14 protein-coding genes are annotated in these 12,876 nt (G+C 62.4%); 6 read left to right on the plus strand and 8 right to left on the minus strand.

Annotation, left to right across the window (positions count from 1 at the left end; translation table 11 throughout):
• The first annotated feature begins 93 nt into the window (after positions 1–93).
• The 4 genes from NKI58_RS03635 (at position 94) to NKI58_RS03650 (ending at position 4,606) form a co-directional block, all read left to right on the plus strand.
• Positions 94–999 carry a branched-chain amino acid ABC transporter permease gene (locus NKI58_RS03635; RefSeq protein ID WP_352782192.1) on the plus strand — a complete coding sequence of 302 codons (906 nt, stop codon included), beginning with the start codon at positions 94–96 and terminating at the stop codon, positions 997–999.
• 204 nt (positions 1,000–1,203) lie between these two features.
• The gene (locus NKI58_RS03640) at positions 1,204–1,788 is read left to right on the plus strand and encodes a TRAP transporter small permease subunit (protein ID WP_352452211.1); all 585 of its coding nucleotides are present in this window, start codon (positions 1,204–1,206) and stop codon (positions 1,786–1,788) included.
• Complete coding sequence (locus tag NKI58_RS03645; protein ID WP_352782280.1) at positions 1,788–3,566, plus strand: TRAP transporter large permease; 1,779 nt, start codon at positions 1,788–1,790, stop codon at positions 3,564–3,566. The genes NKI58_RS03640 and NKI58_RS03645 overlap by 1 nt, the downstream gene beginning before the upstream one ends.
• 14 nt (positions 3,567–3,580) lie before the next feature.
• Positions 3,581–4,606: a zinc-dependent alcohol dehydrogenase family protein gene (locus tag NKI58_RS03650; protein WP_352782194.1), complete on the plus strand. Its 1,026-nt coding sequence runs from the start codon at positions 3,581–3,583 to the stop codon at positions 4,604–4,606.
• A gap of 387 nt (positions 4,607–4,993) precedes the next feature.
• On the opposite strand, the gene NKI58_RS03655 is transcribed toward NKI58_RS03650, so the two are convergent.
• On the minus strand, positions 4,994–6,103 hold the full coding sequence (locus NKI58_RS03655) for a TRAP transporter substrate-binding protein (RefSeq protein ID WP_352492671.1): 1,110 nt from the start codon (positions 6,101–6,103) through the stop codon (positions 4,994–4,996).
• Positions 6,104–6,387: 284 nt separating this feature from the next.
• Between NKI58_RS03655 and NKI58_RS03660 the strand changes: the two genes are divergently transcribed.
• Positions 6,388–7,161 (plus strand): gamma-glutamyl-gamma-aminobutyrate hydrolase family protein, encoded by a 774-nt coding sequence (locus tag NKI58_RS03660; protein WP_352469877.1) that lies wholly within the window; start codon positions 6,388–6,390, stop codon positions 7,159–7,161.
• A 14-nt stretch (positions 7,162–7,175) separates the two neighbouring features.
• Here the strand turns inward: NKI58_RS03660 and NKI58_RS03665 are convergent, their stop codons facing one another.
• From NKI58_RS03665 to NKI58_RS03690, 6 genes are all read right to left on the minus strand, one after another.
• Positions 7,176–7,571 (minus strand): hypothetical protein, encoded by a 396-nt coding sequence (locus NKI58_RS03665; protein ID WP_352782198.1) that lies wholly within the window; start codon positions 7,569–7,571, stop codon positions 7,176–7,178.
• 154 nt (positions 7,572–7,725) lie between these two features.
• Entirely contained in the window at positions 7,726–8,706 is a 981-nt protein-coding gene (locus NKI58_RS03670; RefSeq protein WP_352826578.1) for a 2-hydroxyacid dehydrogenase, read from the minus strand.
• The gene (locus NKI58_RS03675) at positions 8,703–9,725 is read right to left on the minus strand and encodes a LacI family DNA-binding transcriptional regulator (RefSeq protein ID WP_023676245.1); all 1,023 of its coding nucleotides are present in this window, start codon (positions 9,723–9,725) and stop codon (positions 8,703–8,705) included. The genes NKI58_RS03670 and NKI58_RS03675 overlap by 4 nt, the downstream gene beginning before the upstream one ends.
• 68 nt (positions 9,726–9,793) lie before the next feature.
• Entirely contained in the window at positions 9,794–10,678 is an 885-nt protein-coding gene (locus NKI58_RS03680) for a DMT family transporter (protein WP_036238364.1), read from the minus strand.
• A gap of 197 nt (positions 10,679–10,875) precedes the next feature.
• On the minus strand, positions 10,876–11,283 hold the full coding sequence (locus NKI58_RS03685; RefSeq protein ID WP_352568386.1) for a DUF2000 family protein: 408 nt from the start codon (positions 11,281–11,283) through the stop codon (positions 10,876–10,878).
• 64 nt (positions 11,284–11,347) lie between these two features.
• On the minus strand, positions 11,348–11,488 hold the full coding sequence (locus NKI58_RS03690; RefSeq protein ID WP_352826584.1) for a hypothetical protein: 141 nt from the start codon (positions 11,486–11,488) through the stop codon (positions 11,348–11,350).
• On the opposite strand from NKI58_RS03690, the gene NKI58_RS03695 reads away from it, so the two are divergent.
• Positions 11,435–12,208 carry an AraC family transcriptional regulator gene (locus NKI58_RS03695; protein ID WP_352853064.1) on the plus strand — a complete coding sequence of 258 codons (774 nt, stop codon included), beginning with the start codon at positions 11,435–11,437 and terminating at the stop codon, positions 12,206–12,208. The two genes, NKI58_RS03690 and NKI58_RS03695, sit on opposite strands and share 54 nt — an antisense overlap.
• A gap of 1 nt (position 12,209) precedes the next feature.
• Here the strand turns inward: NKI58_RS03695 and NKI58_RS03700 are convergent, their stop codons facing one another.
• Positions 12,210–12,692 carry a MarR family winged helix-turn-helix transcriptional regulator gene (locus NKI58_RS03700; RefSeq protein ID WP_254816029.1) on the minus strand — a complete coding sequence of 161 codons (483 nt, stop codon included), beginning with the start codon at positions 12,690–12,692 and terminating at the stop codon, positions 12,210–12,212.
• Positions 12,693–12,876 lie beyond the last annotated feature (184 nt).

Here is a 12,876-nt window from a genome sequence, read left to right on the forward strand (position 1 = left end):
TGCAACGCTCGTCACTGAGGCGATCGCCGTACTGAGAATATCGTTCGTCCCAAACTTCTGCCCCGATTGCGGGGCATGCATAGAGGGTCTTGCATGCTCTATTTCTTCCAGCAGGTTCTGAACGGGCTGCATTCGGGCGCGCTCTACGCATTGCTTGCCTTCGGCTACGTGCTGACCAACGGCATCCTGCACCGTACCAATCTTGCCTATGGCGCGCTGTTCGCCTTTTGCGGGCATACGATGATCCTCACCGCGGCGTTCGGCTATCAGGCGCTGTGGCTGACGCTGTTTGCATCGGTCGCGCTCGGCGTAGCTGCGGCATTCCTTTATGCGGCGCTGCTCAGCCATGTCCTGTCGCGAAGTATCTTCGAACCGCTGGCCGACCGCTCGCCCAACGCCATCGTGGTGACGACGCTCGGCATATTGCTGATCTTGTCGGAAGCCAGCCGCATCGCCGCCGATACCCATGACCTATGGTTGCCGCCAATGCTGGCCCAAACCATCGTCTTCGCGCAGAATGCCAGCTTCAAGGCGACGTTGACGCTGATCCAATTGCTCGATTGCGCCGCCGTACTGGCGGCCATAGCGCTGGCTGCTTGGGGCTTCGCATATTCGAGCTTCGGCCGGAGCTGGCGCGCCGTATCCGACGATCCCAAGGCGGCTGCGATGTGCGGCGTCGATGTCCGTGCGGTGTTTCGGCGTGCGGTGCTTTTCGGCGGCCTTTGCGCGGCACTGGCCGGCGTGCTCGCCGCCTTCTACTACGGCAACATCAGCTTCGGCACAGGGTTGGTCTACGGGTTGAAAATCCTGTTCGTGACCGCAGTGGGCGGCTATCTTTCGCCTTTGCGGGCGGCACTGGGCGCCGCCGCTTTCGGCATGGCCGAATCGCTATGGGCCGGCTATTTTCCGCTCGAATGGCGGGACGGCTGGATGTACCTGTTCCTCGTCGCCATGCTTGTGCTGATCGGCGCCGGCCGCGACCAACAGAAGATCGCCTGAGCCGCACCCGACTTTGCTTGGGTGAAGGCGCCGCATGTCCTTGGACATGCAAAGGACGCGGCAGCATTTTGCCGCCCGTCATCTCACAACTGTGTTTATGCGGGCTGTCCCGTGTTGACCCGCCGGACCACGCACTGCATACCGTTGGTCCACAGCGACGCGACGGACAGGGAACCGCCGCGCTCTGACACAAGGGAGGAATGCATGGCAGGGCTTCTCGCTCTTTCCAGAACCATTGACCGTTTGAACGAATTCATCGGCAAATGGGTTTCGTGGCTGATCCTGCTGGCGATCCTGGTAAGCGCCGCCAACGCCGTCATCCGCAAGGTGTTCGACATGTCCTCGAACGCCTGGCTGGAATTGCAATGGTATCTGTTCGGCGCCGCCTTCATGCTGGCCGCCGCCTACACGCTGAAGCAGAACGACCATATCCGCATCGATATCGTCTACGGCATGTTCTCGCGCCGCGTGCAGCACTGGATCGACCTTTTCGGTCACGTCTTCTTCCTGATGCCGTTCGTGACGTTGATGGTGGTCTATTTCGTTCCCTATGTGTCGCTGTCGTATCGCAGCGGGGAGATGTCGAACAATTCCGGCGGGCTGATCATCTGGCCGGCGAAGGCGATCCTGCTGGTCGGCTTTTTTCTGCTCGCACTGCAGGGCATTTCCGAAATCATCAAGAAAATCGCCATCATGCGCGGTCAGATGGACGATCCCACTCCGTTCATATCGGCGCATGAGCAGGCCGAACTCGAAGCCAAGGCGCTCGCCGAAGAGGTGCGCTCGTGATCGAGTTCATCGCCCAGAACATGGCGCCGATCATGTTCGCCTCGCTGGTCGTCTTCCTGCTGATCGGCTACCCCGTCGCCTTCTCGCTCGCCGCCAACGGCCTGATGTTCTTCTTCGTCGGCGTGCTTCTGTCGCCCTATTCGGGCGGCTCGATCAATCTCGCCTGGCCGTTGCTGCACGCGTTGCCGGATAATTTCTATGGCAGCCGGGTGATGTCGAACGATACGCTGCTGGCGATCCCGTTCTTCACCTTCATGGGCATCGTGCTCGAACGATCCGGCATGGCCGAAGACCTGCTCGACACGATCGGCCAGTTGTTCGGACCGGTCCGTGGTGGCCTCGCCTATGCCGTGATTTTCGTCGGCGCGCTGCTCGCCGCGACGACCGGCGTGGTGGCGGCCTCCGTCATTGCCATGGGTCTGATTTCGCTGCCGATCATGCTGCGCTACGGCTACGACCGGCGGCTGGCATCCGGCGTCATTGCCGCGTCCGGGACGCTCGCCCAGATCATCCCGCCGTCACTGGTGCTGATCGTCCTGGCCGACCAGCTCGGCCGCTCGGTCGGCGATATGTATAAGGGAGCGCTGATCCCCGGGCTCATTTTGACCGGCATCTACATGCTCTACATCCTGCTCATGTCGATCTTCCGGCCGAAGTCGATGCCGGCCCTGCCGCTGGAGGCCCGCACGCTCGGCCACGGCGCGCTGTCGCTGCTGGCGGCGCTGCTGGCGGCGGTGGTGGTTTCCTATGCGGCGTATCGCTACCTTGCGCCGAACCATGGCGGCAACGCCGATATCCTCGGCGCCACCATCGGCGTCATCTTCATCTATGTCGTCGCGATCGTCGACCAGCGCCTGAAGATCAACCTGATGTCCAGACTGGCACAGCAGGTGATCATCGTGCTGATCCCGCCGCTGGCGCTGATCTTCCTGGTGCTGGGCACCATCTTCCTTGGCATCGCCACGCCGACGGAAGGCGGCGCCATGGGCGCCGTCGGCGCGCTGGCAATGGCGGCGATGAAGGGGCGGCTGTCGCTCGACGTGGTCAAGCAGGCGCTGGCCTCGACGACCAGGCTGTCGTCCTTCGTTCTGTTCATCCTGATCGGCGCGCGGGTGTTCTCGCTGACCTTCTACGGCGTCAATGGCCACATCTGGGTCGAGCACCTGTTGACGTCGCTGCCGGGCGGTGAAGTCGGTTTCCTGATTGGCGTCAACATCCTCGTCTTCGTGCTCGCCTTCTTCCTCGACTTTTTCGAGCTTGCCTTCATCATCGTGCCGCTTTTGGCGCCAGCGGCTGACAAACTCGGTATCGACCTGATCTGGTTTGGCGTGCTTTTGGGCGTCAACATGCAGACCTCCTTCATGCATCCGCCCTTCGGCTTCGCGCTGTTTTATCTGCGCTCGGTCGCCGCGCGCGTGCCCTATCTCGACCGACTCACCGGCAAGCAGATCGCGCCGGTCACCACAGGGCAGATCTATTGGGGCGCAGTGCCCTTCGTCTGCATCCAGGTGATCATGATCGGCCTGACCATCGCCTTCCCGCAGATGGTGATGCACTACAAAGGCACTGTCGTCGATCCTGGCACCATCAACTACCAGGTGCCGGAAACGCCCGGCATCGGCTTGTCGCCGCTTGGCACGCCGCCGGCCAACGGCGGCACTGCCCCGGCCTCACCTTCCACACCGGATTTGTCGCAGCCGCCGAGCTTCGACGAAAAGCCGCCCGCGAAACCGGCGGCGCCGGCAATCGATCTGTCGCAACCACCGAGTTTCAACTGAGGAAGGCGGCAGCCATGAAGGCGGTTCGGTTGGAGCGAGTGGGCAGCCTCGCCGTGTGCGAGGTCGAGAAACCGACCGCCGGGCCGAACGATCTGCTGGTGCGCATCGAGGCGTGCGGCGTCTGCGGCACCGACAGGCATCTTTTCCATGGTGAATTCCCGTGCACGCCGCCGGTGACGCTCGGGCATGAATTCTCCGGCATCGTCGAGGCGGTCGGACCTGCCGTATCCGGCTTTTCCGTCGGCGACCGCGTCACCGGCGATCCCAACATTGCCTGTGGCCGATGCGAGCATTGTCAGGCCGGCCGGGTCAATCTCTGCGGCAATCTACGCGCCATCGGCATCCATCGCGATGGCGGCTTTGCCGAATATCTTGTCCTGCCACAGAAACAGGCCTTCGTCTTGCCAGGCGATCTGAAGCCTACGCATGGTGCTTTCTGCGAGCCGCTCGGCTGCTGCCTGCATGGCGTGGACCTTGCCGCGATCAAACCAGGCTCGTCGGTCGCGGTGCTCGGCGGCGGCGTGATCGGCCTGCTCACCGTTCAGCTGGCAAAGCTCGCCGGTGCGACGACCATTATCTTGTCGACCCGTCAGGCCTCGCGGCGGGCTCTTGCCGAGCAATTTGGCGCAACGGCGACGCTCGATCCCAGCGCCTTCGATGTCACCGATGCGATCGTCGGCCGGTCGGGTTTGATGCCGGGCGGCGTCGACGTGGTGTTCGAATGCGCCGGCGTGAAAGACACTGTTGAGCAGGCGTTGCGGCTGGCCAAAGCGGGCGGCACCGTCGTCGTCGTCGGCGTGATGCCGCAAGGCATGAAAGTGGCGTTCGAACCATTCGATCTGCTGTTCCGTGAGTTGAAGGTTCTGGGTTCCTTCCTCAACCCCTTTACCCATCGCCGGGCCGCCGATCTTATCGCCTCGGGGGCGATCGAAGTAGATCGGCTGATATCGCGACAAGTCAGCCTCGACGAGGCGGTGGCGATCATTGCCAACCCGCCGGCGCCAGGTGAGGTCAAAGTCCTGGTAGTGCCTCAGAGCTGATCCATCGGGCCACTTGCCACCGGCAGGCTTCGCGGTTCTGCGTCGCATCGATGGCTTCATCCTCAATCTGATGAAGCCGGGCTGATGAAGCCGGGGAAAGGCGACCCCGCCACCTATGCCGACGCCAGCCTACAACCGGGTGAGGTCCAGCAACTGAGGCGTGGCCGCATCAAGTCGACAGTGTTCTATTGCCATGCTCCGGGCGGGAATACTGGTGGAAGTCAGTGCGTCCGAGGCTGACAGAAAGGAACACGGGGCGTGCTCAGGGTCCTTTGACAAGAACCACGTCTTCCTGGAGCGGAATGCATTCAAATAAAACCGGGCATCCGCTTTGTTTTAGCTCATTTCTGCGACGCCGAGTGGAGCCACTCGGCGTCGCAGAATGTTCTAGAGCTTGCTGTTGCGCTGCTGGACCATCATGAAGGTGTCATAGTTGTACTCGGCCACCTGCGCCCAGAGATAATGCTCCTTGCGGAACGCCTTGATCGAATCCCAGATCTTCTTGAACGGCGCGTTCGAGGCTTCCATCTCGGCATAGACTTCGTTGGCCTTTTCGAAACAGGCGGCCATGATCTCCTGGCTGAACGGGCTCAACTTGGCGCCGCCGGCAACCAGCCGCTTCACCGCCGCCGGGTTGAGGTAGTCGTATTTCTGCAGCATGTTGGCATCGGCCGCTTGGGCGGCAGTGTGCACCAGCGACTTGTAAGCCGGCGAAAGTTCGTCGTATTTCGCCTTGTTGAACATCAGATGGACAGTCGGTCCACCTTCCCACCAGCCGGGATAGTAGTAATAGGGCGCAACCTTGTAGAAGCCGAGCTTCTCGTCGTCATAGGGGCCGACCCATTCGGCGGCATCGATCGTGCCTTTTTCCAGCGCCGGATAAATGTCGCCACCGGCGATCTGCTGAGGAACCACGCCGAGCCTTTGCACCACTTTGCCGGCAAAACCACCGATACGCATCTTGAGGCCGGAAAGGTCGGCGACCGTTTTGATCTCCTTGCGGAACCAGCCGCCCATCTGCACGCCGGTATTGCCGCCCGGCAGCCCAAACAGACCCTGCGTCGCCAGGAACTCGTTGAACAGATCGATGCCGCCGCCATGATAGTGCCAGGCGTTTATGCCGCGCGCGTTGAGCGAAAACGGAACCGCCGCTCCCAGCGCCCAGGTCGGGTCCTTGCCCCAGTAATAGTATGCCACGGTGTGGCAGGCCTCGACGGTGCCGGCAGTGGTGGCATCGGCGGCCTGCAGGCCGGGAACGAGTTCGCCGGCGGCGAAGACCTGGACCTGGAAGTTGCCGTCGGTCGCCTCCGACAGCATCTTGGAAAACACTTCGGCGCCACCATAGATCGTATCGAGCGACTTCGGGAAGGACGACGCCAGCCGCCAGGTCACTTTCGGATTGGACTGGGCGATGGCCGGCGCGGCAAGTGTCGCGGCAGCGGCCGCGGCGCCAACGCCGGCGGTGCCGGCCTTGCGGATGAACGAACGACGATCCATGAAGTTCCTCCCTTTTGGATCCACTGACCGACATTCGGGACACTTCGGCGCCCGGATCGGCTTCGAGCCGACAATACACAGGCAAGGAGTCGAGTCCAGCACGGCAGCCCGGTTTGAGCGGCGCATTTCGGGGAAATTCGCGGCGTTGGGGCAGATCTTGCAACTATAGTCTAAGGTCGATTAACTGGCCTACGCGACACGCCGAAACTTGCCATGGAAATGCGCCTCCGGATCGCCTATTTTGCAGGCAGATAATTCGTTGCACCCGATGGGATCCGGACCAAATGCACCAGCCGCTCGTCGCCGTATCGACCGATGTCCGCCAGTTCGACAATTACACCTGGCATGCCGCGCCACAGCAATATCTCGAAGCGGCGCTTTCGGGTGCAGGCGTGTTCCCGCTGCTGGTACCGTCCTTCGGCGACCGGCTCGACTTCGACGAACTGCTTTCTGCCGTCGACGGCGTCATGGTCACCGGTTCCAAATCGAACGTTCATCCCTCGCTCTATGGCGGTGACGCCAGCGAAGCCAATGGTCCTTACGACTCCGCCCGCGACGCGACGACGTTGCCGCTGATCCGCCGGGCGGTGGAGCGCGGGGTGCCATTGCTCGCCATCTGCCGCGGCATCCAGGAGATGAATGTGGCGCTGGGTGGCACGCTGGCCACCGAAATCCAGGAACGCGCCGGTTCGCTCGATCATCGTGCGCCGGCAAGCGACAATCAGGACGAACGCTTCGCCATCCGCCAGAGCGTGGCGATAAAACCCGGCAGCTGCCTGGCCGGGGTCTTCGGCGCCGGCGACATCATGGTCAATTCGGTGCATCGCCAGGCCATCGACCGGCTTGGCCCAAAGCTGCAGGTCGAAGCGGTCGCCGCCGACGGCACTGTCGAGGCGGTTTCGGTGCGCGATGCACGGGCTTTCGCCGTCGGCGTCCAGTGGCATCCCGAATACTGGGTCAAATCGGACAGTATCTCGGTAAAGATATTTCGCGCATTCGGCGATGCGGTGCGCCTGCACCAGGCGGCGAAATCGGGTGCGCGCGCAGCCGCGGAATAGTCCTGCCGCGCTCGCTAGTTGCCGGCCGACGCGAGCGTCAGCAGCGGCAGCGCCGGCGCGTAGGATTCGTAACCATCGCCGTCGGCGACTGAGAACATGACAATCGGATCGGTGCCGTTGGCGCTGAAGGTGACCGTGCCGTCATCCTGCTCTCGCCAGAACTTCGCCTGCTCGACGCCGGGCAACACCCGGCGGCAATTTGCTGCGACCGTCAACAGCGACAGGCCTTGCGAAATCTCGGCGCCGCGGCTGACCGCACAAGACCCCTCGTCGCCATGGGCTACCAGCCTGTAGTTGCCGGATGAAGGCGGCGACCCACTGGCTGCACGGCTTTCACCGCTGCCGGCGTAAAACAGCTGGGCGCTGCCGAACAGCACAGCGACTGCCATCAATGCAGGAAGCGTCTTCATCCTGGTTCTCCGCGCATTTCAAGCGCGCCGGTTCGAAGAGATCAGGGAGGCGCGCTTCATCTTGCTGTCATGTCCTGTCAGGCGGACATACACTGCGAAGGGACCAGAATGATTCCGAAGGGTTAAGCTGAAGTTAATAGATATGGCAGCCCGCTTACGGCCTTGCCTTGACATTTGCCGTCTCCGGCACCGGCGTCAGCGCCTTGCGCTGCGAAAACCACGAGACCAGATTTTCGACGCACAGGTCCGCCATGGCGCGGCGGGTGTGCTGCGAGGCCGAGCCGACATGTGGCAAAAGCGAGGTGTTGGGCGCGGCAAGCAACGCCGCTGGCACATTCGGCTCGTCGGCAAAGACGTCTAGCCCGGCAGCGGCGATGCTGCCGCTGGCAAGTGCGGCGGCAAGGGCTGGTTCGTCGACCGTGCTGCCCCGGCCGATGTTGACAAAGACGCCGTTCGGCCCAAGAGCCGAGAAGATTTCGGCATTGACGGCCTTTTCCGTCGAAGTCCCGCCGGGCGCCACCGAGATCAGTGTGTCGACCGCCTCGGCGAGACCTTTCAGCGTCGGGTGATGGTCATAGGACAGGCCTTCGACGCGGCGCCGGTTGTGATAGGCAATGGGCAGCCCAAAAGCGTCGAGCCGGCGGGCAATGGCGAGGCCGATGCGGCCCATGCCAAAGATACCGACATGGCGCCCGCGCAAGGTCAGCCGGCTCAGCGGATAGTTGCCGTTGCGCAGCCAGCTTCCGTCGCGCAGCCAGGCCTCGGCGCGCGGCAGTTCGCGGATGGTATTGATCAACAGGCCGAGCGCCGTATCGGCGACCTCTTCGGTCAGCACATCCGGTGTGTTGGTGACCATGATGCCGCGCTGTGCGGCGTGGCGGACATCGACCGAATCATAGCCGACGCCGAAATTGGCGATGATCTCGAGCTTTGGCAGCGCGTCCATCAACGCGGCGCTTATGCCGCCAAAGGCGGCGATGCCGCGCACCGTATGACGCATCTCGTCGGTGACCAGCGACGGATCGGCGCGTTCGATCCGGACGCGGCTGAACACCCCGTCGATGCGGCCGACCGCATGATCGTTGAACTGGCCGGGCACCAGAATGGCGACAGCTTGCTGTTTGGTTTTTGTCATGCACGTTCCACCGGTTTGCCGGTCGACTGGCGCACATGCAGTTCCGGCTTGATCAGTTCCTGCGACGGCCGCACCGTCTGTCCGTTGAGTTTGTCGAGCAGCGCGCTGGCGGCGCGGCGGCCAACCTCGCGCTGGCCGTTCCAGACGGTGGTTAGCGCAGGCGTCGCGATCGCCGCCTCCTCGAGGTCGTCATAGCCGGTAACAGAGATGTCGATGCCCGGCACCAGCCCGGCGCGCGCAATGCCGTTCATCAGGCCGATGGCGACGAGGTCGTTCCAGCAGCAGGCCGCGGTCGGCCTGTCCTTCAGCGCCAGGAACTGCCCGGCGGCCTCGAAGCCGGCCTGCTTGGTGCGTGGGCCGGCGATGCGCCAGGACGGCCTGACCTCAAGCCCTGCCGCCTCCATGGCGTTGACATATCCCTGATAGCGGTCGCGGCCGGTCGAGGTCTGGTCGGTACCGCCGATCATTGCGATGCGCTTGTGGCCAAGCGAGATCAGATGATTGGTGGCAAGCCCGGTGCCATAGGCATCGTCGCCGCGAAACACCGGCACGTCGGCACCTTCGACGGTGCGTGCAATCAGCACTGCCGGGAGACCGTTCTCCTCGGCCATGATTATGTCTTCGGGCGGTGTGCCGATGGCCGGCGACATGATGACGCCGTCAGCGCCGAGTTGCAGAAGCGTGTCGATGAAGGTGCGTTGTTTCTCGAGCTGGTCGTAGTGGTTCGACAGGATGAAGGTTTGCCGGCTGCGGTCGAGTTCGCTCTCGATCGAACGCAATATCTCGGCAAAGAACGGGTTCATGATGTCGTGGACGACGACGCCGACTATGCCTGAGCGCGAGGTGCGCAGGCTGGCGGCGCGGCGGTTGTAGATATAGCCGATGGCGCGGGCATGTTCCTTGATGCGGTCGCGGGTGCCGCCGGCGACCAGCGGGCTGTCGCGCAAGGCCAGCGAAACCGTGGCCGTGGACACGCCGAGCGCATCCGCGATGGTGGAAAGCTTGATCTTCTGTGCCAGCGCCCTGCGCTCCCGAAGCAATTTAAACTGTTTAAAGGCCGGCTCTTATGCCATCGATCCCGCGCAAATCAAAGTTTTTTTGCCAGCGCTTCCGCCTCCGCGTCCAGCGTCGCGCGGTTGCGCACACGAAGCCGGTGCTCGCGGTGGACGATGTAGAGGCCGCTGGCGACGATGACTGTCGCACCGGCCAGCGTCCAGCGGTCGGGAAACTGGTTGAAGACGATCAGGCCGGAGATGATCATCCAGATCATCTGCGAATAGGGATAGGGGGCCAGGGCCGTGGTGGTGGCAAGGCGATAGGCCTGCACAAGAAGCCAATGGCCGATGGCGCCGAAGACGCCCAGCATCAGCAATATGAACCAGTGCCAGCCATCCTGCGGCAACGAAAGCGAAAACGGCAGTGTCGGCAGCAGCAGCACGGCCGGCGCCAACGCCGAAAACAGGATGAGGCTTTCCGAGGTTTCCGTCGCCGACATGCGGCGCGTCATGATGACGTAGAAACTGTTCGATAGCATCGAGCCGAGCGCAAAGAGGTGGCCGACGCCAAAAACCCCGATGCCCGGCCGGGTGATGATGAGGACGCCGACAAAGCCGCTCATGATCGCCAGCCAACGCCGCCAGCCGGCCCATTCCCCTAGCAACGGACCGGCAAGCGCGGTGATCACCATCGGGCCGAAGAAGTAGATCGAGGTGGTTTCCGCCAGCTGCAGCGTCCGCAGCGCGAGAATGTTGCATATCGTCGATCCGAACAGGAGCAGACCGCGCGTGAGATGCGCCGGCAGGTTGGCGGGACGAAAGCGCAGCGGCTCACGCCATCCGTGCAGAAAGACGCCGACGATCAGCACATGGACCGCGAAGCGGGTCCAGGCGACGATCAGCGCCGAGACGCCGGCCAGCACAAGGTACTTGCTGCTGGTGTCGAGGAAGGTGAAAAACACATAGACGGAAAGCATGCACAGGATCGCCGCCGGCGATGTCGCGCTTTCGTCTTGTCTTGGGGGAGCATTCAATTTCAGGTCGGACGGGAAGCAAGCCGGTCCCTCACCAATGCGGCAATTGTCGCCTGCGGGCAAGCCAAAACAGTCTGGCACAACGACAGCCGCCGACAGGCTCAGTTTGTTTCCCAGTGGCCGACCTAGTGGCCGACGACTCAGGCGTGCATGCGGGCGCCCTTGGTGATCTTGTCGACGAGCTTCTTTTCGGCGCGAAGCGCGATGCCGACCACCTTGGCATCCTCCGGCGCAAATTCGGCAAAGACGGCGCGGTTGGCCAGATCATACCCGGTCGAAAACATATCCTCGACATAGAGCGAAACCGTCACACCACGCTCCAGCGCCCGCCGCTGGATCGCGCCGAGCGTCTGGCCGTCCGCCGAAAGCACGATGACCGGCTGGATCGACAGCGGGTTGTAGATATTGCCGGCGCGATCACGGTAGGGGTCGCCGATAATGTCGGGAAATTGCGCGACGATGCCGCTGGTCAGAAAGGCGGTGACATTGAGCTTTTGCCAGACGGGAAGATCATCCTTGAGCACGATTGCAAATTTCGTATCGAACATGCGACAGTTTCCAATCCGAAAAGGGGGCCAATCCGAGGCTGCGAGTGAAGCGATGGCGCACGATCTAGACCGGGAAGCCTTTCAGGGTCTTGGACGTTTGTGCGTGGATGCAGCCGAGAACTGCATCGTACCGGCACCCGGTGCTGCCGGGATGGAACGCATCGAGGCCCGGTTCCACGGCAATGCCTTCGATCTCCATCGCCATGACACCTATGCGATCGGGGTGACGCTTTATGGCGTGCAGCGCTTCCGCTATCGCGGCCAAACGCATCAGAGCCTGCCTGGCCAGATCATTATCCTTCATCCCGACGAACTGCACGATGGCGGTGCCGGCACCGAAGACGGCTTGCGATACAGAATGCTCTATTTGGAGCCGTCCCTGATGCTCGATTGTCTCGGCGGCGGATCACTACCATTCGTCGGGAATGCCGTGGTGACAGACCGCGATCTCCGGGCGACGCTGCTTTCCGCGCTCGGGCCGTTGAATCAGGAACTGGACGAGCTGTTTGTCGTCGATTTCATGACGCAGCTTATGCAAAGCTTGGCCCGGCACGCCGGTCAGCCGACGAAACCGGTAGCGAAAACTGCGTGGCGCGCCGCCAGCCTGGCGCGCGACTATCTGGAGGAAAATGTCGCGCGGATTGTACGTTCGGATGAATTGGAGGCGATAACCGGATTGGACCGTTATGCCCTGTGGCGGCATTTCCGCGCCACCTTCTCCACCAGCCCGCACCGGTTCCTGTTGATGCGCCGGCTTCAACGAGCCCGTCGGATGATCGAAGCCGACGAGCCGCTGGCGCAAATCGCCATCGCAGCCGGCTTCAGTGATCAAAGCCATTTCAATCGGCATTTCAAGAAGGCGTTCGGCGTCACACCGGGACGCTGGTCGGCACTGACGCGGCAGCCGTCAGCGGCGAACGCGTGAGCTATTCAAGCATCTTGTCCTCGATATCGAGTTCGTCATCCGGGAGCACCATTTCGCCGTTCGACAGGTTCGCCTCGACGCGGGCAAGCAGCTTGAACAGCGCTTTCTGATCCTTCTTGTCGAGACCCTTCAATGCCTGCTTTTCGGTCTTCTTCACCGACTTCTCGATGGCGTGGATGATTTCGCGGCCGGTGTCGGTGAGGAAAATATGCGCCTGGCGGGCATCGGCGGACGAGGCCCGCTTCTCCAGAAAGCCCTGCGCCTGCAGCCGGTTGATGGTCTTGGTGATGGTCGGCGGACGCACGCCGAGGCGGCCGGCAAGGTTGCCGGGCGTCTGCCCGTCCTCGCGGTCGAGCGCCAGCATGATCTGGTCCTGGCCGGCATAGAAACCATGCGCCAGAAGCCGGGCGGCGAGCGCCGTGCGCGCCAGCCGCGCCGCCGAATGCAGCCGGCTCATTGTTGCAGTCTTGTCCGCCTTGGCCATGCTCATCCCTCCTCGGCCGAACCGGAGCGGGCAGCATAGAAGCAGGCCGCCGATTGGCAATGACGATCGAAAACATTCCGGCTCGGAAAATAGCTTTGCCGGCAAGCTTCGCGGTGTTCGCCGTGGCTAATGCCAGATGTTTATTTCAGTTAGATGACAAACGACTTTCCGCAATGGCTGGATG

Source organism: Mesorhizobium sp. M0522 (genome assembly GCF_040321085.1).
Taxonomy (GTDB): domain Bacteria; phylum Pseudomonadota; class Alphaproteobacteria; order Rhizobiales; family Rhizobiaceae; genus Mesorhizobium.